At 57.9% G+C, this 22,281-nt stretch carries 15 protein-coding genes; 3 read left to right on the top strand and 12 right to left on the bottom strand.

Annotation, left to right across the window (positions count from 1 at the left end):
• Positions 1-8: 8 nt before the first annotated feature.
• On the bottom strand, positions 9-467 hold the full coding sequence (locus RTN40_RS17675; RefSeq protein ID WP_312229609.1) for a hypothetical protein: 459 nt from the start codon (positions 465-467) through the stop codon (positions 9-11).
• 19 nt (positions 468-486) lie between these two features.
• Positions 487-1,305, bottom strand: coding sequence for a DUF3100 domain-containing protein (locus tag RTN40_RS17670; RefSeq protein ID WP_312229608.1), 819 nt, complete (start codon positions 1,303-1,305; stop codon positions 487-489).
• 284 nt (positions 1,306-1,589) lie between these two features.
• On the opposite strand from RTN40_RS17670, the gene tdcA reads away from it, so the two are divergent.
• The gene (tdcA, locus tag RTN40_RS17665) at positions 1,590-2,510 is read left to right on the top strand and encodes a transcriptional regulator TdcA (protein ID WP_312229607.1); all 921 of its coding nucleotides are present in this window, start codon (positions 1,590-1,592) and stop codon (positions 2,508-2,510) included.
• Between the two features lie 99 nt (positions 2,511-2,609).
• Here tdcA and der read toward each other — a convergent pair whose 3' ends face one another.
• The 10 genes from der to RTN40_RS17615 form a co-directional block, all read right to left on the bottom strand.
• Complete coding sequence (gene der, locus RTN40_RS17660) at positions 2,610-4,094, bottom strand: ribosome biogenesis GTPase Der (RefSeq protein ID WP_312229606.1); 1,485 nt, start codon at positions 4,092-4,094, stop codon at positions 2,610-2,612.
• A 130-nt stretch (positions 4,095-4,224) separates the two neighbouring features.
• The gene (bamB, locus tag RTN40_RS17655) at positions 4,225-5,403 is read right to left on the bottom strand and encodes an outer membrane protein assembly factor BamB (RefSeq protein WP_312229605.1); all 1,179 of its coding nucleotides are present in this window, start codon (positions 5,401-5,403) and stop codon (positions 4,225-4,227) included.
• Between the two features lie 10 nt (positions 5,404-5,413).
• Positions 5,414-6,034: a YfgM family protein gene (locus RTN40_RS17650; RefSeq protein WP_312212695.1), complete on the bottom strand. Its 621-nt coding sequence runs from the start codon at positions 6,032-6,034 to the stop codon at positions 5,414-5,416.
• A gap of 36 nt (positions 6,035-6,070) precedes the next feature.
• On the bottom strand, positions 6,071-7,345 hold the full coding sequence (gene hisS / locus RTN40_RS17645) for a histidine--tRNA ligase (protein WP_312229604.1): 1,275 nt from the start codon (positions 7,343-7,345) through the stop codon (positions 6,071-6,073).
• Between the two features lie 105 nt (positions 7,346-7,450).
• Positions 7,451-8,569: a flavodoxin-dependent (E)-4-hydroxy-3-methylbut-2-enyl-diphosphate synthase gene (ispG, locus tag RTN40_RS17640; protein ID WP_312229603.1), complete on the bottom strand. Its 1,119-nt coding sequence runs from the start codon at positions 8,567-8,569 to the stop codon at positions 7,451-7,453.
• 27 nt (positions 8,570-8,596) lie between these two features.
• Entirely contained in the window at positions 8,597-9,619 is a 1,023-nt protein-coding gene (gene rodZ, locus RTN40_RS17635) for a cytoskeleton protein RodZ (RefSeq protein ID WP_312229602.1), read from the bottom strand.
• Between the two features lie 294 nt (positions 9,620-9,913).
• Positions 9,914-11,080, bottom strand: a complete 1,167-nt coding sequence (locus RTN40_RS17630) for a bifunctional tRNA (adenosine(37)-C2)-methyltransferase TrmG/ribosomal RNA large subunit methyltransferase RlmN (RefSeq protein WP_103818865.1) — start codon at positions 11,078-11,080, stop codon at positions 9,914-9,916.
• Positions 11,081-11,228: 148 nt separating this feature from the next.
• Positions 11,229-11,660 carry a nucleoside-diphosphate kinase gene (gene ndk / locus RTN40_RS17625; RefSeq protein ID WP_312212698.1) on the bottom strand — a complete coding sequence of 144 codons (432 nt, stop codon included), beginning with the start codon at positions 11,658-11,660 and terminating at the stop codon, positions 11,229-11,231.
• 148 nt (positions 11,661-11,808) lie between these two features.
• The gene (gene pbpC, locus RTN40_RS17620) at positions 11,809-14,133 is read right to left on the bottom strand and encodes a peptidoglycan glycosyltransferase PbpC (protein ID WP_312229601.1); all 2,325 of its coding nucleotides are present in this window, start codon (positions 14,131-14,133) and stop codon (positions 11,809-11,811) included.
• A gap of 1 nt (position 14,134) precedes the next feature.
• Positions 14,135-19,084 carry an alpha-2-macroglobulin gene (locus RTN40_RS17615; RefSeq protein ID WP_312229600.1) on the bottom strand — a complete coding sequence of 1,650 codons (4,950 nt, stop codon included), beginning with the start codon at positions 19,082-19,084 and terminating at the stop codon, positions 14,135-14,137.
• A 270-nt stretch (positions 19,085-19,354) separates the two neighbouring features.
• On the opposite strand from RTN40_RS17615, the gene RTN40_RS17610 reads away from it, so the two are divergent.
• Positions 19,355-20,899, top strand: coding sequence for a PTS transporter subunit EIIC (locus RTN40_RS17610; RefSeq protein WP_312229599.1), 1,545 nt, complete (start codon positions 19,355-19,357; stop codon positions 20,897-20,899).
• An 11-nt stretch (positions 20,900-20,910) separates the two neighbouring features.
• Positions 20,911-22,272 carry a 6-phospho-alpha-glucosidase gene (locus RTN40_RS17605; RefSeq protein WP_312229598.1) on the top strand — a complete coding sequence of 454 codons (1,362 nt, stop codon included), beginning with the start codon at positions 20,911-20,913 and terminating at the stop codon, positions 22,270-22,272.
• Positions 22,273-22,281 lie beyond the last annotated feature (9 nt).

Here is a 22,281-nt window from a genome sequence, read left to right as displayed (position 1 = left end):
TATCTCCATCAGATGATGCCCTGAATATTTAGAATGAATTGCGCAACAAAAGCCGCGCCAAAAAATGCGGTGGTGAAAACGAGTAATGAAATAATGATAATGCGCCAGCTGAGGGATTTCAGTTTATCAAGGCTGTTACCAACAGACAGTCCGGCGAATGCAAGTAAAGGTGTAGTCGTAGCCAAAAAGTCGATCCGGTTGGTGTAGTGCATGAATAATTTACTTACCGGTGAATATGGAACACTAAGTAATAGTGCGATAAGCGTGGCCCAGGCGAAAGCTGGTAGGGGCAGTTTGGGTAGCCAGGCTTTTATTTGTAGTGAGGCCAGAATAATCGACAGCATCATCAGAGCGCCGGGGATGGCTGCAACAGGTGACATTCCCTTTCCGACCCATTGAGCGATCAGCACTAGAAAAATGCACGGAATAATAATGCGGGCACTGGATACGTATTCTTTCAGTGTCATGGTGATTTATCCTTTTAAATCAATGTGATTTTTTAGGCAGCAACCGGTACATTAGATTACTGAGCGGCAGGGCAAGAAAGATCAGAGCGTACATTCCAGTAAACGCGGCCAGCATGTTACTGGTTGCTGCGAAAGCCAGAATTTGCGAGGACATAGCTGGAACTGCGGCAGAGAGAGATGCAGAGGCGGCTGCCATCATACTGCCGGATCCGAGTCCGCATGCGACGGCAAGTGATAACGGGTGAAGCCCGAGCTGTAGCCCCAGCGGGCTGATAACACCGAAAAAGACTGTACCTATCACGGAGCCGACTAGATAGGTGCCAAGTACGCCGGTTCCTTCCGGACTTTCAATACCATATTTTTCGCCAATAACTCCCAGAGAGGGTTCACGAGAAATACTTGAACAGGCACCAATCGCTTCGCGGCGCATGCCTAGCATCAACGCTACGGGCATCGCGATGAGAACGGACCCGAGATTACCAATCTCTTGAAGAATTAATGCGGGCCCAGCATTGATAACAGCTTCAATATTTGGGCCAACTAGCGTGCCATACTTAACGCCGAGGGGTAACAGTGCCATCATCACCACATTCCCGGTAATACTAATTTCTTTACAGGTAATAAACCGCCCAAGTAATTTTATATGCTTACCAAGGAGATCGGGAGTTATGATTACTCCCAAAATAACGGCGTACAACATAGGCAAGAAACCAATCGTGGTTTTGCCAAAATGAATTGACGTTACGCCGATCCACTCGGAAATGATCACAAGAATTAACACTGCGACCATTATTTTAACCAACGAAATAATACAATTACATTTTCCATCCGCACTCATATTAAATCTCCATATAAATAAAAAGTGAGTGCGCACATCATGATTAGATATTAAAAAAATTTGAAGACCAAAAATACCTATCGTGATAATTAAAAGTTATCAACTTTTGTTAAAAATTGATCTCAGTCAATAAAAAATAGCGTAATTGATAAGAAAGCATTTTCAATTCAAAAGGTTATGAAAATTGATACTTGTATCACAAAATGCGAAAAGCAATTTTTGCACATCTTAGAATAATGAACAGTGAGAGTATTTATACTATTTAAAACCCTAAGATTCACAAAATGAATACACTACCAAAAACTCATCATTTAATTATATTCCATGAGGTTGTTAGATGCGGAAGTATCAGGGCGGCAGCGAGGTCATTAGGAATTACTCAACCTTCAGTAACCAAAACAGTTCATGCTATTGAGCACTATTTTGGACTTGATTTAATCGTTAGAAACAATAATGGTATAGAGTTAACCGAAGCTGGAAAACTACTCCTGCCGCACTCAAGAACGGTACTCAAGGATCTAACGCAGACGGTAAATGATATGCGCAGATTATTGAACGATCCCGTAACCGAAATTGCTTTTGGATTTTCTTCATTAATCGCTTTTACAGCTATACCTGATATTGTTCAACAGTTTAACTGCTTATACCCTACGGCCAGGGTAACCATTCAGGAGGCGCAGCTTTCGACGCTGTTACCGGCTCTGCGGGAAGGTCGGCTGGATTTTGCTATAGGAACCGTGACGCCGGATATGCCGGTCCAGAATATGACTGTTCATCCATTGTTTGATGCAGAATTTGCCTATATCTCAAGTCAGGATCATCCACTCGCCGCCTGTGAGACGCTGAATGCCCTGCAACATGCTCGTTGGGTGTTACCCCGAACCGACATGGGTTATTACCAGGCTCTATCAGAGCTACTGGAAAACAATGTTGTGAATACAGATCGCGTGGTGAGAACCGATTCGGTTATCACGATATTTAACCTGGTAGCGCATGCAGGGTTTATCACGGTACTGGCCAATGCCATGTCTACACCATTCGACGGATGTCAATTTACGGAAGTGCCAATCAGAGAGATGCTGCCCAGGGCGCACTATGCTCTGGTGTATTCGAGAAACAGGCGACTGAATCCAGAGGCAGAAGCGCTGATTTCTATCATCCGCAATTATAACTGGTCTCTTTTTCCGGGGTTGTGTAAAGCATAAAGGTTAGCTCAGGCCACATTGAAATACGGCCCGCCTATATCGCATAAATAAAAAAGCCCGCAATATGCGGGCTTGATAATAGCGTTACGCTCAGGACTGTTACTTGCCTTTCTTAATATGCTTGATCAAACGCTTACGCTTACGCATCTGGTTCGGGGTCAGGGTGTTGCGCTTGTTAGCGAACGGGTTATCCCCCTCTTTGAACTGAATGCGGATCGGCGTACCCATAACGTCCAGCGATTTGCGGAAGTAGTTCATCAGGTAGCGCTTGTAGGAATCCGGCAGGTCTTTCACCTGGTTACCGTGGATCACCACGATCGGCGGGTTGTAACCACCGGCGTGGGCGTATTTCAGCTTCACGCGGCGACCGCGCACCAGCGGCGGCTGGTGATCTTCTGCAGCCATATTCATAATGCGGGTCAGCATCGCGGTGCTCTGGCGGCGGGTTGAGCTGTCATAGGCTTCGCGTACGGATTCAAACAGGTTACCGACGCCGCTGCCGTGCAGGGCAGAGATAAAGTGCACGCGAGCAAAGTCGATGAAGCCCAGACGGAAGTCGAGGGTCTCTTTCACCTGCTCTCTCACTTCATTGCTCAAGCCGTCCCACTTGTTGACGACGATGACCAGCGAGCGGCCGCTGTTGAGGATAAAGCCCAGCAGGGAGAGATCCTGATCGGAGATGCCTTCCCGGGCGTCGATCACCAGCATCACTACGTTGGCATCTTCAATCGCCTGCAGGGTCTTGATTACCGAGAACTTCTCTACGGTATCGGTGATCTTGCCGCGCTTGCGCACGCCCGCGGTATCGATTAGCACGTATTCACGTTCGTCGCGCTGCATCGGGATGTAGATGCTATCGCGAGTGGTGCCCGGCATGTCGTACACCACCACGCGATCTTCACCGAGAATGCGGTTGGTCAGGGTAGATTTACCGACGTTAGGACGACCAACAATGGCCAGCTTGATCGGCAGATCCAGCGGGTTGAAGTCGTCTTCCGGCTCTTCAGCTTCTTCACCGTTCTGCTCGGCTTCAAACTGCGCCCAGTAGGCCGCGTCTTCATCCACCTCTTCCTCTTCACGCGGATCGACTTCCTGCATCCACGGCACCAGCACGTGCTCCAGCAGGCTGGTCACGCCGCGCCCGTGAGAGGCGGCAATTGGGTGGATCTCGCCCAGACCAAGAGAGTAAAAATCAAGGACTGCCTGATCGGGATCGAGACCGTCGGTCTTGTTAGCCACCAGGAAGGTCGGTTTTTCACGCGAGCGCAGGTGCTTGGCGATGGCCTCATCGGCAGGCATCAGGCCTGCGCGGGCATCTACCATAAACAGCACCACATCCGCCTCTTCAATCGCCAGCAGGGACTGCTCCGCCATGCGGGTTTCGACGCCGTCTTCCGTACCGTCAATACCGCCAGTATCGATACAGATAAACTCGCGGCCTTCGACCTCGGCCCGACCGTATTTACGGTCGCGCGTCAGCCCCGGGAAGTCCGCTACCAGCGCATCACGAGTACGCGTTAAGCGGTTAAAAAGGGTGGATTTGCCAACGTTCGGGCGTCCGACAAGCGCGACCACAGGAATCATGTTTAAAGCCTCATTCAAAAAATCATTGTCAACGTCGCCAATTCGCGCCGCTGGTAAATCAGTAAAAATTAAAAACAGTAAAACGGCCCCTGAAACAGGAGCCGTTTTTCAACGCCAACGACCGCCGTAATTAACGCGTAATCGCGTAGAGCGTACCGTCTTTCGCCTGGATCAGCAGTTTGCCATCGGCGACAACCGGCTCGGTCAGCAGACCGGAGCTGTCAACTTTCTGCTGTGCCACAAAACGTCCGTCTTCCGGATTGATCCAGTGCATGTAGCCTTCGCTATCACCCACTACGATGGATCCATTATACAACGCCGGCGAGGTCAGGTTACGGTGCAGCAGATCGCTTTGTGTCCAGAGCGTGACGCCGCCGTCAGTCGTCAGGGCCAATACGCGATCGTTCTGGTCAACCAGGTAGATGCGGTTGCCATCAACGATGAAATCATTCACCGAACCCAGCTCGCGTTTCCACATAATCTGGCCGCTGCGCAGATCCAGCGCGGTCAGATTACCGTTATAGGCCAGCGTATAGACCACGCCGTTCACCACTACCGGGGTAGTATCAACGTCGCTCAGACGGTCAATCTCCGTTGCGCCAGTGGCCTGGGAGATACGCTGCTGCCAGATCATCTGGCCCTCTTTCAGCATAACCGCGCTGACGCGACCGTTATCACCGCCGACAATCGCCGCACCAAAGGCCGGAGCCGGGGCGGACTCACCGCGCAGCGACAGGGCTGGCATGTCGAGGTTAACGGTCCACTTCACCAGACCATCGCTCTCGTTCAACGCCTGCAGCTGGCCGTTGCTGGTATGGATCAGCACCAGGCCGTCGCTCACGACCGGACGGGAGAGCACTTCCCCGGCGGCGGTGGTCTGCCAGGCCTGGGAGCCATCGTTGGTGTTCAGGGCATAGACCTGCGCCTTTTCACTGCCGACGTAGACGTGGCCGCCAGCCACCGTCAGCCCGCCAGAGAGCAGCGCTGGACGGGTGGAGAACCAGCCGCTCTTCTCGGCCAGGCTAATGGACCACACCTCTTTTCCATCGTCGGCATTGATGGCTTTCACCACCCCGTGACGATCGGCAGCGTAAACCACGCTGTCAGCAAACGCCGGATGCAGGTTAGAGTAGAAATCGCCAATGCCGTCACCGACAGAGGTGCTCCACGCGGTCGACGGGTCAAACTGGTTCTCCACCGTCGGCAGCGGAGACATTTTAACAACGTCCTCTTCGCCATTAAACAGAGAACAGCCACTCAGCAAGGTGACCGAAAGCAGCCCTGGCAGAAGTAATTTACGCAATTGCATCGGGTCCCTCTCAGATGGACAAATTATTGATTTTCATCTGCAACATTTCACTCAGCGCTGGCGAAGCGTCGCTTTTCGCGCCCGTTTCCCATGCGCTGCGCGCACCTTGTTTATCGCCCTTGCTGAGCAGGGCTTCGCCGCGCAGATCGGCTACGATGGCCGTCCAGCCTTCACCCTTGATTGACTCCAGGGTTTTCAGCGCTGCATCGGCCTGCTTCAGCTGTACCTGAACACGCGCCAGGCGCAGGTTGATCACCGCTTTCAGATTCTCATCGCTGGCGGCGGCCAGACCCTGCTGCAGCTGCGCTGCGGCTTTATCCAGCTGGTTGCTCTCTACAAACTGCTGGGCCAGCTCAAGGGAGGCAAAGGCACCATAGGTGTTTTTGGTATCAGCAGCAAACTTCTCTGCGGCTGCCAGCGTCTCTGGCTTATCCGCCCGCAGCGCCGAGACGGCATTTTCATAGGCATACGATGATTCACGCACGGAATCATCCTGATGGCTCGCCCAGTAGCGCCAGCCTACCAGTGCCCCAACGCCTAAAATAACCCCAACGGCCAGCGCTTTGCCATTCTCGGCAAAGAAGCGTTTAATCGCATCAACCTGGTCGTGCTCGTTCTCGTAGATTTCCACGCAGTCCTTCTCCTAAACGATAATTCCCCGGGGAGATTAGCCCAGTAGTGTGCGCAAATGCGCGGCAACGCTATCCTGCGCTACGGTCGTCTGCTCACCAGAGCGTAAATCTTTCACTACCACGTTGCCGTCAGCCACTTCTGACTCACCCAGCACCAGTGCGACGCGAGCGCCCCACTTGTCGGCACGGGCAAACTGTTTCTTGAAGTTGCCGCCGCCGTGGTTGGTCATCAATTTTACCTCTGGCACTGCATCGCGGACCCGCTCAGCCAGCTGCAGCGCAGCGGCCTGCGTATCGGTACCCGACGCGACCAGGTATATATCGACAACGGGATCGGCATTAAATTCCGGATTAACTGCCTGAACTAACAAAACAAGTCGTTCAAGGCCCATCGCAAAGCCAACCGCTGGCGTTGCGCGTCCGCCAAGCTGCTCAACCAGGCCGTCGTAGCGGCCGCCTGCGCAAACCGTACCCTGCGAGCCAAGGCTGGTGGTCACCCACTCAAAGACGGTGCGGTTGTAGTAGTCGAGACCGCGCACCAGGCGCTGGTTCACGGTATAGGCGATGCCTGCCGCTTCCAGCAGTTTGCACAGGCCGGCGAAGTGCTCGCGAGAGTCGTCGTCCAGGTAGTCGCCCAGCGCCGGAGCGTCATTTAACAGCTGCTGCACGTCCGGATTTTTTGAGTCCAGCACGCGCAGTGGGTTGCTGTACATGCGGCGCTTACAGTCTTCGTCAAGCTTATCTTTATGCTGCTCAAGGAACGCAACCAGCGCATCGCGGTAGTTAGCACGCGCCTCCAGCGAGCCGATGGAGTTCAGCTCCAGGCTAACGTGATCGGCAATGCCCAGCGCGCGCCACCAGCGGGCGGTGAGCAGGATCAGCTCGGCGTCGATGTCCGGACCTTGTAGGCCAAAGACTTCACAGCCCAGCTGATGGAACTGGCGGTAGCGCCCTTTCTGCGGACGCTCGTAGCGGAACATCGGCCCGACGTACCACAGACGCTGCTCCTGATTGTACAGGAGACCATGTTCGATGCCGGCGCGTACGCAGCCCGCCGTACCTTCCGGACGCAGCGTCAGGCTATCGCCGTTGCGGTCGTCAAAGGTATACATCTCTTTTTCAACCACGTCGGTCACTTCACCGATGGCGCGTTTGAATAACGGGGTCTGCTCTACAATCGGCAAGCGGATTTCACTGTAACCGTAGCTGCCGAGCACGTTCTTAAGTGTGCCTTCAATGCGCTGCCAGATGGCGGTGTCGCCTGGCAGGTAATCGTTCATGCCGCGAATGGCTTGAATATTCTTTGCCACGTTTATTCTCTTTATAAATATAAAAATGAACCCTCAGGGCAAATCCGAACGTGCGGACCCTGCGGGTTCAATCATACACGGGAAGCCAGCCGCTTCCCAGCTACGTTATTTTTCCAGCTGCTGAACGTCAATGCGGCGGGCTTCATCAAGCATAGAGGCCTTGGCGCGGATGCGGGCTTCCAGCTGGGCAATCATGTCGCCGTTGTCCAACCGATCCTTACGCACGCCGTCTTCGTACAGGCCGCTCTTCTTGTTGCCGCCGGTGACGCCGAGGGTGGAGACCAGCGCTTCGCCGGGACCGTTCACCACGCAGCCGATGATAGAGACGTCCATCGGGGTAATGATATCTTCAAGGCGCTGCTCGAGGGCGTTCACCGTGCCGATTACGTCAAACTCCTGACGGGAGCAGGTTGGGCAGGCAATAAAGTTAATGCCACGGGAGCGGATGCGCAGGGATTTGAGGATATCGAAACCGACTTTGATCTCTTCAACCGGATCCGCCGCCAGCGAGATACGCAGCGTGTCGCCGATCCCTTCCGAGAGCAGCAGTCCGAGGCCAATGGCTGACTTCACCGAGCCTGCACGCGCGCCACCGGCTTCGGTGATGCCGAGGTGCAGGGGCTGATCGATCTGCTTCGCCAACAGGCGGTAGGATTCAACGGCGAGGAAGACGTCGGAGGCTTTGACGCTCACCTTGAACTGGTCAAAGTTGAGACGATCGAGATGATCCACGTGGCGCATGGCGGACTCCAGCAGCGCCTGCGGCGTCGGCTCGCCGTACTTCTCCTGCAGATCCTTCTCCAGCGATCCGGCGTTAACGCCGATGCGGATCGGAATGTTTTTGTCACGCGCGCAGTCAACAACGGTACGAATACGCTCTTCGTTACCGATGTTGCCTGGGTTGATACGCAGGCAGTCAACGCCGTACTCCGCCACCTTCAGCGCAATACGGTAGTCAAAGTGGATATCCGCGACCAGCGGAACGCTAACCTGCTGTTTGATGAGCTTAAAGGCTTCCGCCGCGTCCATGGTAGGCACGGAGACGCGGACAATATCCGCACCTACGCGCTCAAGGGCTTTGATCTGGTTGACCGTGGCTTCCACATCCGTGGTACGCGTATTGGTCATTGATTGAACGGCGATAGGGGCACCATCGCCGATCGGCACATTCCCCACGTAGATACGTTTCGATTTTCTACGCTGAATAGGGGCCTGGTTATGCATTGAAAACTCTCCCGCGTTGCCCGTCAGTTACTGAGCTGCTGATTGTTCGGCATTGAGGGTCAGGCGCGCAACCTGGTTCGTTCTGATAAAGCGGCTCAGATCGACGGGCTTGCCCTGGAACTGGATCTGCACGGCTGACGGTGCACCAATTTTTAATTTATAAGGGGTCTGGCCGGCCAGGTTCAGGCTGGCACCGCTACGCTGGATACCGCTGAACAGCTTCTTGCCGGTGGCGTCGGTCACTTCCAGCCAGCAGTCGGCGGTAAAGGTCATCGCCAGCGCGTTGGCATCGACGGTATTCGTCACGCCTGCCTGATCGATCGGCAGCGGGGCTGCGTCCGGTGCGGTATTCGCTGTCGCATTCGCCGCTGGCGCAGCGGTTGCTGCAGGGGCAGCAGCGGCGTCAACGTTAGCCTGGGACGGAGAGACCACGGCGTTTTGTGCGTTACTCTGCGCTGGCGCGGTGGTTGCCGCCGCTGGCGGTGTCTGGGTTGCTACGTCGGCCGGCGCGGTACCGGTGGTCTGCGCGTCAGCAGGCTCGGCCGGGTCGGTATTCAGAGGGATGCTTTGCGTTTCGCCGTTGCTGGCAAGTTCTGCGGAGGATTGATCGGCCATGGTGCTGATCTCCTCCTGCTGGGCTTTGTGGTTCTGCCACCACCATGCGCCGGTCAGGCCAACCACGACAAAAACAATCAGCCAGGTGATGCTCGACAGCCAGCCATCGCGCTTCTTACGGCGTTTGCCAAGGGAAAAAGAGTGCATCGGGGCGACCTTTGCCGCTCTGACCGGAGCCTGTTTTTCCATCATTGGCAGCAGCTCTTCTTCCGGGATGTGCACGAGGCGTGCATAGGAGCGGATATAGCCCCGCAGGAAGGTGGAAGCCAATTCGGCAGGCGCTTTGTCTTCTTCGATATCGCGAACGGTGGAAACCTTGAGGCACAGGCGTTCAGCGACCGCTTGTTGGCTTAGCCCAAGCTGCTCGCGGGCGTTGCGCAGGCGGACGCCAGTGGTTTGTGTTGCATTTAGGTCTTGAGTGGCTTCAGTATTCATTCGCTACAGCTGCTGGTACGTGAAATGTAAAATCAGGTGCCGGTAAGTCACAATGCCCACCCGCACCGCGAAACTTCTGGGTCAGTTAACCTTAGACCGACAGTATAGAGCTGTCAGGCCGGGGATAACAGAACAGCTTTTACCTCGTGGGCTAAACTGTTGTTCCATCGTTACATACTGCCTCAATCACGACGGAAACGCACCGTAATTATTTATCGAAACTGTATATTTGAGTAAGTTACGCCACGCAATTATGCTGCACGATCCCGTTTCGGGACCGTGCAGAAAGCATAATTAGACGGCTTTAACCGAAATTGGCTCGCCCTGCATACGCTTGCGCAGGGTGCGCTTGGTACGGTCGATCACCTCACCCGCCAGCTGGCCGCAGGCTGCGTCGATATCATCACCGCGGGTTTTACGCACGATAGTGGTAAAGCCATACTCCATCAGCACCTTAGAGAAGCGATCGATACGGCTGTTTGAGCTACGGCCATACGGCGCGCCGGGGAACGGGTTCCATGGGATCAGGTTGATCTTGCAGGGAGTGTTCTTCAGCACTTCTGCCAGCTGGTGCGCATGCTCGGTGCCGTCATTGACGTGATCCAGCATAACGTACTCAATGGTGACGCGGCCCTGGTTAGCGTTGGATTTGCTAATGTAGCGGCGAACGGCATCAAGGAAGGTTTCGATATTGTACTTTTTGTTGATCGGCACAATTTCGTCACGGATCTCATCCGTCGGCGCGTGGAGCGAAATCGCCAGCGCCACGTCGATCATATCGCCCAGCTTGTCCAGCGCAGGCACAACGCCCGAGGTGGACAGGGTCACGCGGCGCTTGGAGAGACCAAAGCCGAAGTCATCCAGCATGATCTCCATCGCCGGAACGACGTTGTTCAGGTTGAGCAGCGGCTCGCCCATGCCCATCATCACCACGTTAGTGATTGGACGCGTGCCGGTGACTTTTGCCGCGCCGACGATTTTCGCCGCACGCCACACCTGGCCGATGATCTCAGAGACCCGCAGGTTGCGGTTAAAGCCCTGCTGGGCGGTAGAGCAGAATTTACACTCCAGGGCGCAGCCGACCTGGGAAGAGACGCACAGCGTGGCGCGATCCTCTTCCGGGATGTAGACCGTCTCAACGCGCTGGTCGCCCACCGCAATCGCCCATTTGATGGTGCCGTCGGTAGAGCGCTGCTCTTCCACGACTTCCGGGGCGCGGATCTCGGCGACCTCTTTGAGCTTGTTACGCAGCACCTTGTTGATATCGGTCATATCATCAAAGTTATCGCTGCAGTAGTGGTACATCCACTTCATCACCTGGTCGGCACGGAACGGCTTTTCGCCCAGGTTTTTAAAAAATTCGCGCATCTGCTGACGGTTGAGATCCAGCAGGTTGATTTTGGCGTCTTTGTTGGGAACCGTCGAGACGACGATTTCAGGCGTAACTGTTTGTTCAGACATAATAGATTCCGGCCTCGTTGTTACACGTTGTGGCCCCTGGAGGGTTGAAAAAAGAAGCGCCCCGGTAAGCTGCTGCTCGTCCGGGGCGCTGCATTGTACAAATTCTACTGCATCAATGCCACGTCTGTCGGCGGCATTAGCGAAATAATTAACGAGTGCGCGGGCAGACTTCGTTCTCACCGAAGAAGAAGGCGATTTCACGGGTAGCAGACTCAACGGAGTCAGAACCGTGGGTGCCGTTCTCGGTGAAGCTGTCAGCGTAGTCGGCGCGCAGGGTACCGGCCAGCGCGTTGTCCGGGTTGGTCGCACCCAGCAGATCGCGGTGACGCTGTACGGCGTTTTCGCCTTCCAGCACGGATACTACAATCGGGCCAGAGGTCATGAACTCAACCAGACCGTCAAAGAATGGGCGACCTTCGTGCTCAGCATAGAAACCGCGAGCCTGCTCAACGGTCAGATGCAGCATTTTGGTGCCAACGATTTTGAACCCAGCGGATTCAAAGCGTGCAAAGATGCTGCCAATAACGTTTTTTGCCACCGCGTTCGGTTTGATGATGGAAAAAGTACGTTCAATTGCCATGATAACCTCTGTTATGTATTTGTTGTCGTGCATACACCCGTATGACCTGGCGCGAATTATAGAGAGCAACGCCCCCCTTGCCTATGGATGAAGATAACATTTTTTTAAAATAAGATGAGTTTTAGCAACCTTCAGCCACAAACTGGCGCTACAGTACCCGAAAAAGCACCGTTGCGGTCTGTCCGGCCCTATCCATGACTACCAGCTGATACTCCCCCCGCTTCTCAAGACGCAAGCTTAACGCTCGTCCGTGGTTATCTAACGGCTCGCCGTTGATAAACCACCAACGCTCCCCCTCCCCGCCCGACGCCTGTAACGGTAGGGAGACGTACGCCTCGCCGGGAAGCCGCTTCACCACCGCTCCCTCTCTTACGCCGGTGAGCAGCAGCGGGGGCGGATACTCCTCCTGACGTGGTGGGCAAGAAACTGACGGTGCAGGCAGGCGTGCGGCGCGGCGCTCGCTGGCGGGCAACCACGGCTCCAGCGGCAGGGGCCATACCACCAGTGTCTGCTCATGTGCGTCCGGGCAGTCCGCCGCCACGCGCTGTCCCTGAGTATTGAGCCAGACCGGGAAGCGGATCCCCCGGATCCCCTCCTGCTGGGGAAGTAAAAGCGTCGGCGGCTCGCTCTTATCCAGCAGCCAGGTGGCAAGACGGCGGCGGCAGTTGTTATCCCCGGCAGGCAGGCTTTGACCACCGGGCCAGCAGATGACGCCCCGGCTGACTGACTCCGGGCGGGGATCGCGCGGCTGGCGGGCAACCTCCAGCGCCGAATGAGCTTGCAGCATATTGTTGACCTGGTTAAGCAGCGGCACGGCGCTGGCGAAGCCAAACTGTCCGGCGACCGGGGTACTATCGGGCCGACCGGTCCAAATGCCAATCACATAGCGGGCGTTGATACCCACTGCCCATGCATCCCGGTAGCCGTAGCTGGTGCCGGTTTTCCACGCAAGAGGGACAACCTGACTAAGATCCGCATCGGGAAGCGGCTGCGCCTGGGAGGCGAGGATGCGGCGAATTATCCACGCTGCCCCAGGCGACATCAACGGGCGCTCTACCAGCGGATCGTGCGGCTGGAGGCGTAAAAAACCGGCCTTGCCGTGGCGGGCAAAGGCGCTGTAGGCGGCAGTGATATCGGCCAGGGTCGCCCCTGCCCCGCCGAGGATCAGCGACAGGTTCGGCTCGGCCCCGGCGGGCAGGGTCAGCGGCAGACCGGCATTGCGCAGGCGGGCGGCGAAGCGCTTCGGGCCATAGGCCTCCAGCACCTGCACTGCGGGCAGGTTAAGCGATCGGACCAGGGCTTCGCTCATGCTGACCGGACCGTGAAAACCGCTGTCAAAGTTACCGGGGCGGTAATCTTCCGCTAAACGGGGAACGTCCTGTAGGAGCGACGCCGGGTGGATCAGCCCCTCGTCCATCGCCAGCCCATAGACGAAGGGCTTGAGCACCGAGCCAGGAGATCGCACGGCAGTGACCATATCCACGTGGCTGAAACGGCTGTCGTCGTTGATATCTACGGAACCAACCCAGCCGCGCACCTTCATGGTGGTGTGATCGACAACGATCATCGCCAGCGAACTGCGCGGCGGCAGCTGCGGCTTAACGTTGAGCGCCAGCGCCTCCAGCTGCCGTTGCAGCGTGGCGTCGAGGGTGGTGACAATTTTGCTCTGCTTATCTCTGCCCGCCACCCGTCGGGCAAACAGCGGCGCAAGCTGGGGCATCTGTCGAGGCGCAAGCCAGACCGGCTCCTGGCGGGACTCACGCACCTGCCGCGCGGACCAGACCTGCTGCGACGCCATGCGCTCCAGCACCTTATCCCGCGCCGCCTGCGCCCGCTCGGGCCAGCGATCCGGGCGCAGGCGACTCGGGGCCTGGGGCAGCACCGCCAGCAAAGCGGCCTCGGCATAGCTCAGCTGCGCCGGGGATTTACCAAGGTAGGCCCAGCTGGCCGCGCCGACGCCCTGCAAGGTGCCGCCGAAGGGCGCACGATTGAGATAGAGCGTTAAGATTTCACGCTTAGAGAGATGCCACTCCAGCTGGAGCGCACGCCACAGCTGGCGCATCTTGCCGCCGAAGGTGCGCGGATGGGGATCGAGCAATCGGGCAACCTGCATGGTGAGGGTGCTACCGCCGGAGACCACTCGGGCCGAGCGCAGATCCTGCCAGGCGGCGCGGACAATCGCCAGCGGGTTGACCCCTGGGTGCGACCAGAACCAACGATCCTCATACTGGATCAGCGCCTGCAAGTAGCGCGGCGACACCTCTTCAATGGTCACCGGATAGCGCCAGATGCCATCGGCGTCAGCAAAGCGCCACAGGGGCGTGCCGTCTTCGGCCACCACCACCCGCGCCGGGTTAACCTCAGCGAGGGGCAGCGGCCAGATCCGGTCCGCAAGCAGCAGGGCAATAAGCAGAGCAGCCAACGCTCCCGGCAGCAATAGCCAGCAGGAGCGCCCTGTACGACCACGCTTCACGCTATGGCCGAACGATCAGCGGGCCGCTTGCCGCGCCCGTTGCCCGCCACTGAGGGACATACATCGACTCAACCTGCGGCATCGGTACCTGATAGCTGCCCGGCGTAACGGCGCGGGCCAGATAAACCAGCGTGACCGGCTGGCCCTCGTTTACCGCCACCGCCGCCACGAAGCGATCGTCACGGAACTCCATATGCTGAATATCCGCCTGCTGCATCTGGTTAAGCAGGTTCTGCACCTCGCTGGCGCTCTCCTGCAGGCTGGCGCTGCTGCTGGCCAGGTTCTGGTTCTCCAGCTCCAGTCCAGCGGGCAGCAGATCGACCACCAGCGCATCCGGCACGTTCTGGCTAGCCTTTACCTCCAGCCAGACCAGCACCAGCTCGCCGCTCTTCAGCTCTGAGAGCGATTTGCTCTTGCCGTCGGTGCCGAGGATCTGCCGTTCGATCTGCAATACGTTTGATGAGGGTGCTGGCGCGTACTGCGCGTAGCCGCTGGTATCGAGACGCAGCCAGAGCGGCGCGCTGCCGCTGTTGGTGACCTGAAGCGCCGCAAGTTTGTCCGCCGTCAGCGGCAGCGTCCGGGCGCGATCGCCGCTCAGCGCCTCCCCTGCAAGCGAGGTCTGGGCCTGCCAGCTGCCCGGGCTGGCCGCCAGGGTTCTGCCCGCGAGGAAGAGCGCGTTGCTCTCCTGGGTAGAGAGCCAGCGCTGGCCAAATGCCTGCGCGGAGAGCGTATGCAGCAGACGGCTTTGCTCATTTGGCAGCAGGTTGTTCTCCTGTAACAGAGAGAGCATCAGAGCGTTATCACGGAGAGCGCTGCTGTAGTCCGCCAGCCAGCGGGTACCGTCCTGGCGCGGCGTTTTTAACCCCAGCGCCACGGCCTGATCGCCTCGCTCACCGTCGCCCATCAGCTTCAGAGCAATGCCCAGTTGCACCAGAGGTAGCCCTGCCGCCGCCTGGTCATGGCGCTGCCAGATCTCACGCAGCGCCCCCAACGGTGCCTTTTGCTGTTGGGCCAGCACCAGTCCGGCGTAGGCCTGCACGGCAAACTTACTCGCCTGGCTGTCATCGCTGTAGCGGATCGCCATCATGCCCGGATCTTGCAGGTAGCGCAGCAGACGATTATTAGCCTGGGTCAGCGCCTCGGCGGGCACGCTATAGCCCTGCTGCCCGGCGCGTACCAGGAAGTCGGTAACGTAGGCGGTGAGCCAATACTCCTCTGGCCCGCCCTTATCCCAGAGCGCAAACCCGCCGTCGTCGCGCTGCATTTGCAGCAGGCGGGAGATGCCTGTATCCACCGCGGCACGGCGCTTCTCGTCGCTGTCACCGGCAATGCCCAGCGATTTGAGTTGCGCGGCGTTGGTATAGAGCGACGGGAAGAGACCGCTGGCGGTCTGCTCCAGGCAGCCATAAGGGTAGGCCTTCAGCTCACGGATATAGCGCGCCAGGTTTAGCGGCGGCTTCCCGCTCAGCAGCAGCTGCCCCTGCAGCGTGGCGGGAGCAAACCCTGATACCAGATCGGCAGGTGCGGTCCAGCTCTGGCCTGGCGCCAGCATTGTTCCGGCACTGACCGTCTGTGCAGGCCAGGCGGGACGCACGCCGATCTTCCAATGCTTATGCTGCGGAGCAAAGGTTTCGTTGGGCAGGGTCAGGCCGCTAATCTGAGCGCTGATTTCGCCATCACCAAAACCCTCTTTGGCAGCGATGGGTATGAAAATAGTGGTTCGCGCCTGGGGGGCGAGGCTTACCGGAGCAGGCTGCTGGCTTTGCAGCTCCACCAGACCGCTGGCAGAGAGCGCGACGTTCAGGGTCTGCGGGCTGTCGGTCAGGTTAGTGATATCCAGCGCCAGCCGGGTGCTGTCCCCGCTGGCAAGAAAGCGCGGCGTGTTCAGCTCGGCGATCAGCGGCGCGGCCACCACCACTTTGCTTTCAGCACTGCCGAACTCATCCTCGCTCCAGACCTGGGCCATTACCCGCAGCTCACCGTTGAAATCACCGATGGGTAGCGTCACCGTACCTTCGCCGTGCTCATCGAGCACTACCGGCTGCGCCTGCTGGGCGATGATATTGACGTGGTTAACCGGCGGCTTACCGCCCCGATTGAGTTCGTCACCATCGCCGCCAAAGCGCAGCGTGGCCGCCCGGCCCTGGCCTTCAATCACCTGGCCATAGATATCATAGATATCGGCCCCGTAGCGCTTCTGGCCAAAGAAAGATTTCCACGGGTCCGGCGTCACGTAGTCGGTAATATTGAGCACGCCGCTGTCTACCGCCGAGAGCAGCACGTTCACTTTTTTCGGCATCTCACCCGCGTTAACGCTGGCCTTGACCTTGACGGTTAGCGTCTGGTCAGGCCGCATCTTCTGTGGGCCGTCAAGGGTTACCGCCAGACGGCGGCTCTCATCGCCAAGCGGCAGATGAAGCAGGCCAACGGCGCGCTTCGGCGTGGCGGCGCGGGACTTATCGCCAGGGCGCACCACCAGCGTGCTGAGGTAGAGATCGTGACGGTGCCAGGCTTTATCCACCGGGATAGCGAGATCCAGACCCTCGGCCGGGACGTCGATCTCCTGCCACCATAGCGGGCCATCGCTGGACTCCACCATCGCATAGCCTTTACCGGCGGCAGGAGCAGTAATATGCAGCTGGATAGTATCGCCAGGCTGGTAGGCAGGTTTGTCGAGCTTCAGAGTGACGCGGTCAGGACGTGCCGCGTCCGCCCCCTCGTTGTTATCCTGCCAGCTGTATCCTGCCCAGAAGCGTACGCTGCTGACGGTCTCATCCGGCGCTTTCACCTCAAGGCGGTAGGCGCCCCACTCCACCGGGAAGCTGACCTTGCCGGTCTCATCCGCAGCCAGATCGAGAGACTGCTCGCTCTCTACCAGATCTTTTTGATCGAACTGTGATTGCCAGCCGTCGCTCTCGGACCAGTTCCAGTAGTAGTCACGGCGCTCGCGGATCAGTCGCACCTGCAGACCATTCACCGCTTTTTTCACACCGTTGGCATCAACGTAGACAATGTCAAACCCGGCCTGGCTGTTCTCGTCAACCGTAGGTCGATCAACGGTGGTATCCGTGCGGTAGTCGTAGACCGATTTAGCGGCAAACTGTGGCCGAATACCCGGCAGCACGGCGGCGGGCCAGATAGCCTGCTCGGCACGACGAGTAACAGGACGACCGCCGGACTCCAGCAGGCTGGCCTGGAGGATCAGCTGCAACGGCGAATGGGCTTCCTGCCACTGGCTCTCGGTCGTTACCTCGCCGTGACCTTTGTCGTCCAGGGTAACCTGTACCTCATCGAGGCTGCGGGAGAGATTCTCCTCAGCAATATTGCCGAACTGGAAGCCCGGCAGCGCGGCGACGGCCTCGCGTAGCGGACGCAGGAAAAGTTGCCCCTGCAGGGTGTTGCCGTTGGCAGGCGCGCCGTAGAGGTAGCGCCCCGTAACGTCGAAGCTGACGCTGTCGGCCATCGCCAGCGGCGCTTTTTGCGCGTTAAGGTTGAGCGCCATCCGCTCCGGCATAAAGTCTTCTACCTGAAAGCGCCACTGCGGATTCTGGTTATCGCCGGTATTGGCGCGAGCGTGCCACATGCCGGTTGGCGCCCCCGCGTCCAGCGTATAGGTAAATTGATAGAGTCCACCCTCCTGCGGCTGGCTGACCACCGTGCGCACCACCTGGCCGTCCGGCTTAACCACCTCCAGCTTCACCGGCTGGGCGGGAAGCGGCTTGCCATCCCGATCGCGCAGCAGGGCGTTGAGGATCACCGTTTCGCCGGGGCGATAGAGATCGCGCGGGCCAAACATAAACAGCTGCTTGCTGTAGCCCGGCTCCCCGGCAATAGCAAACTCAGCCAGATCCAGCGCCGGCAGGGTTAAATCGAGCAGCGTGGTTTCGCCATCCTTGCGCGCCAGCAGCAGAGCCGCCTCTTTGTCGGTGTTCAACACCGCATGGCCTTTGGCGTCGCTGGTGGCCTGAGCCAAAGTCTGCCCCTTCTCATTAAGCAGCGTCACCTCCACACCCTCACCCGCCGCGCCGTTCTCCAGGCCCTGGGTAAAGACATCCAGCTGATTGTGGTAGCGATGCACTGACAGACCGATGTTGCTCAGGGTAAACAGCGTGGCGGCGTTGCTGTAACTGTAGTGTCCGGCCTGGTTCATGACGGCGATATAGACCCCCGCCTGCTGTAGAGGTTTGATCTCGGCCAGCGGCAGAAGCAGCTTCTCACGGGTATTGCGCGCCGGATTAAGGTCAAAACGCCCGGTATAGACCAGATCCGCCATCTTCAGCAGCGTATCGGACTCCCAGTTAGTCAGCGAGTTGCGATACTCCCACTGGCTGACAAAGGCCGTCAGCGACTCGGGCTTCACGCGGTAGAAGTTTACGTCAACGTTATTGACGTTAAGCGCCATCACCGGCAGCCCCTCGACCACCTTGCCCGGCAGCAGCGAGCCTCGGCTGGCGAAGCCGACGCTCGGCTCTACGTCGCGGGTGGTAATGGTTTTCTCAAAACTGCTGCCGAAGGTGCCCTTGTTCAGCGCCACCAGCCCGCTATCAACGGAGACGATCAGCTCCCGGTTCGGCTCCAGATGGCGAAAGCGCAGCTCTTTCAGGTTGGGTGCCAGCTCCCAGGCCCCGTCCAGCTTGCCGCTCTTCTTATCGACAAGGTGTACCGTCTGGGAGAAGTCCTGATCGGGATCAAGAGGAATATTAAAGGCGAGCACCAGGGTGGCCGCGCCATCAAGCTGCACTTCTGAGGCATCCTGCAGGGTCAAGGATTTGCCTGCGCTCTGGGCGGCGAGCTTCTCCCGCTGGGCGCTGTCGACTTTAGCGATCGGCTTTGGGTCAGCCTCCGCGGCTTTGGTGACCGCTGCCTGGGGCGCGCCGCTGTTATCACAACCCGCTAAAAAAGAGGCGGCTACCAGCGCCATCGCAAGCGCAGTAAAACGTAACGGTTTCATTCCTTTATCCCTGCCGTTGTTCGAGAGTCAGGCTTAGTATGCGCCAGTTTTCGTACGATCAAAAAGAGAATACAAACTCTGGAAAGTGGCTCGCAAACTTTGCCTGACGGCAGACTCGACTGTTACGGCGATCACAGCCCAAAACGTTACATGTTACGTTGGCCGTCATTTGTTTTTAAAACAAGAAGATAGCTGGCACGAAACCGCTTAGCGCTGCTAACGTTACTCTGTTATCGCACCTTCGTGCGCGGTTCATAATGAGAGAAGACGATGAAAAGAGCCGTTAATGCCCTACAAAACTTTGGTAAGTCCCTCTACGGTCCGGTGCTGATTTTACCTATTGTCGGCCTGTTCATTGCCTTTGGTAATCTGTTGGGCAACGGCAACCTGGCGGAGTACCTGCCCTTCCTCGGCTATCCCTTTATCCAGAGCCTCGGCCAGCTAATGGCGAAATCGGCGGTCTCGGTGTTGGTGAACCTGGCGCTGGTCTTCGCCGTGGGCATTCCCGTCGGTCTGGCGGCCCGTGATAAGGGCTACGCGGCGCTGATCGGCCTTGTCACCTTCGTCGTTTTTATCAATGCCATGAGCGTTACCCTAAGCCTACAGGGCCAGCTGGCAGCGGCGGACCAGATGAAAGCTGCCGGACAGAGCATGGTACTGGGCGTTCAGGTGCTGGAGATGGGCGTCTTTGCCGGGATCCTCACCGGCGCACTCGCCGGCTACTTCTATAACAAATACTCCGGGGTCCAGTTCTCCGGCGCGATGGCGGTCTACTCCGGACACTGCTTCGTGGCGATCATTATGCTGCCGGTCTCGATGCTGCTCGGCGTGATCATGAGCGAGCTGTGGCCCTTTGCCCAGCAGGGGATCAGCGCGGCGGCGCTGGCGATTAAGGGGGCGGGACCGTTTGGCGTGGCGGTGTACGGTTTTCTGGAGCGCATTCTGGTTCCCACCGGCCTGCATCACCTGGTCTATACCCCGTTTCTCTATACCGAACTGGGGGGCACGGCAGAGGTCTGCGGCCAGACCTACCAGGGCGCACGCAATATCTACTTTGCCGAGATGGCCTGCCCCTCGGTGCACCAGCTGAGCAGCACCGTGGTGTGGGACGCCCGCGGCATCAGCAAGATGTTTGGCCTGCCCGCCGCCGCGCTGGCGATGTACATGACCGCTAAACCCGAGCGCAAAGCAACAGCCAAGGCGATTCTGATCCCAGCGGCGTTAACATCATTACTGGTGGGCGTAACCGAGCCGATTGAATTTTCATTCCTCTTCGTCGCCCCGCTGCTGTTTGTGGTTCACGCGGTGCTGACCGGCATCGGCATGATGCTCTTCTATCTGCTTGGGGTCCACGCCATCGGCGCGAACGGTATTATTGATTTCATCATCTATAACCTGCCGCTTGGCACCGAAAAATCCAACTGGCCGATGTATATCGTGGTCGGCCTGATTATGTTCACCCTCTACTTTGTCATCTTCCGTTTCCTGATCCTGCGCTTCGATATGAAGACGCCGGGCCGCGAGGATGAGGATCAGGAGACCCGCCTCTACAGCAAGCAGGAGTACCAGGCGAAAAGCGCTAACGACGGTCTGGGCGAGGCGATCGTTGCCGGACTAGGCGGGCGCGACAACGTTGAAGTGGTGGATAACTGCTATACCCGCCTGCGCGTAACGGTGAAAGACGTGGCGATTATCGACGAGCCACGCCTGAAGGCGACCGGCGCGAAGGGGGTGATCAAACAAGGCAATAACGTTCAGGTGGTCTACGGGCTGCACGTCAAAAAAATGCGAGAGGCCGTTGAGGCGTTTCTTTGAAGGAGGCACACATGCTTACCCCCCCATTTATCCTGTCCATCGCCGGCGGCGGCAGCACCTATACGCCAGGCATCGTTAAAAGCCTGATGGTACGGCTGGAGGATTTCCCGCTGGCGGAGATCCGCCTCTACGATATCGACGAGACACGCCAGCGCACGCTCGCCCCGGTGGTGGAGAAGGTGATCCGCGACCACAGCGACACGATCAAATTTACCGTCACCAGCGACGCCGAGACCGCCTTCAGCGGGGCGCACTTTATCTTCGCTCAGATGCGCGTCGGCCAGTACAAAATGCGCGAGCAGGATGAGAAGATCCCGCTGCGTCACGGCGTAGTGGGTCAGGAGACCTGCGGGCCGGGCGGCCTGGCCTATGGCCTGCGCACCATTCTGCCGATGGTAGAGCTTATCGACCTGGTGGAGCAGTACGCGGATAAAAAGGCATGGATTGTGAACTACTCCAACCCGGCGGCGATTGTGGCTGAAGGGGTTCGTCGTCTGCGTCCCAACGCGCGGGTGCTCAATATCTGCGATATGCCGGTGGCGGCGATGCGTAACATCGGGGCCATTCTGGGGGTCGATCGTCACAAATTACAGGTGGACTATTTTGGCCTGAACCACTTCGGCTGGTTTACCCGCATTGTGGTGGACGGCGAGGATCGCCTGCCCGAGGTGCGTCGTCATGTAGCGCAGTTTGGCCTGCTGACCGAGGATGCCTCCAAAACCGATCCGCAGCACGCCGATCCCTCGTGGGTGAAGACCTGGCGCAACATCAAGCCGATTATGGATCACTTCCCGGAGTATCTGCCGAACCCTTATCTGCAGTACTACCTGATGCCGAACCAGATCGTGGAGCATCAGGATCCGCACCTCACCCGCGCCAACGAGGTGATGAACGGCCGCGAGAAGAAACTGTTTGCCGCTGCCGAAGAGTACCAGCGCACCGGGATCCTGCCGGATGCCTTCCACGTTGGGGTTCATGGGGCGTTTATCGTTGACGTTGCTTGCTCGCTGGCCTTCGACCTGCGCCAGCGTCATCTGGTGATCGTCGAAAACAAGGGAGCAATCGCTAACTTGCCCTATGATGCCATGGTCGAAGTGCCGGCCTACATCACCGCCAACGGGCCTGAGCCGGTACGGATGGGCGCGGTGCCGCTGTTTCACCAGACCCTGCTGATGCAGCAGCTGGCCTCTGAACAACTGCTGGTGGAAGCAACCATTGAGGGCAGCTATGAGAAAGCCCTCCAGGCCTTCACGCTGAACCGCACCGTACCGACGATGCAGCATGCGAAAGCGATCCTCGACGATATGATTGAGGCCAACCGCGACTACTGGCCGCAGCTGCAAAAAGCCTGGCAGGATGGAGAATCCGTATAAATTTCTGAA

The organism is Pseudescherichia sp. (assembly GCF_031987975.1).
Lineage (GTDB): Bacteria > Pseudomonadota > Gammaproteobacteria > Enterobacterales > Enterobacteriaceae > Pseudescherichia.
This window is presented reverse-complemented; position numbering and strand designations above follow the sequence as displayed.

What these genes read in the sequence shown, in the direction of transcription:
- der (WP_312229606.1), bottom strand. Translation starts at nt 4,094, where the DNA reads ATGATTCCTGTGGTCGCGCTTGTCGGACGCCCGAACGTTGGCAAATCC.
- bamB (WP_312229605.1), bottom strand. Translation starts at nt 5,403, where the DNA reads ATGCAATTGCGTAAATTACTTCTGCCAGGGCTGCTTTCGGTCACCTTG.
- RTN40_RS17670 (WP_312229608.1), bottom strand. Translation starts at nt 1,305, where the DNA reads ATGAGTGCGGATGGAAAATGTAATTGTATTATTTCGTTGGTTAAAATA.
- RTN40_RS17615 (WP_312229600.1), bottom strand. Translation starts at nt 19,084, where the DNA reads ATGAAACCGTTACGTTTTACTGCGCTTGCGATGGCGCTGGTAGCCGCC.
- rodZ (WP_312229602.1), bottom strand. Translation starts at nt 9,619, where the DNA reads ATGAATACTGAAGCCACTCAAGACCTAAATGCAACACAAACCACTGGC.
- RTN40_RS17610 (WP_312229599.1), top strand. Translation starts at nt 19,355, where the DNA reads ATGAAAAGAGCCGTTAATGCCCTACAAAACTTTGGTAAGTCCCTCTAC.
- ispG (WP_312229603.1), bottom strand. Translation starts at nt 8,569, where the DNA reads ATGCATAACCAGGCCCCTATTCAGCGTAGAAAATCGAAACGTATCTAC.
- ndk (WP_312212698.1), bottom strand. Translation starts at nt 11,660, where the DNA reads ATGGCAATTGAACGTACTTTTTCCATCATCAAACCGAACGCGGTGGCA.
- tdcA (WP_312229607.1), top strand. Translation starts at nt 1,590, where the DNA reads ATGAATACACTACCAAAAACTCATCATTTAATTATATTCCATGAGGTT.
- RTN40_RS17605 (WP_312229598.1), top strand. Translation starts at nt 20,911, where the DNA reads ATGCTTACCCCCCCATTTATCCTGTCCATCGCCGGCGGCGGCAGCACC.
- RTN40_RS17630 (WP_103818865.1), bottom strand. Translation starts at nt 11,080, where the DNA reads ATGTCTGAACAAACAGTTACGCCTGAAATCGTCGTCTCGACGGTTCCC.
- RTN40_RS17675 (WP_312229609.1), bottom strand. Translation starts at nt 467, where the DNA reads ATGACACTGAAAGAATACGTATCCAGTGCCCGCATTATTATTCCGTGC.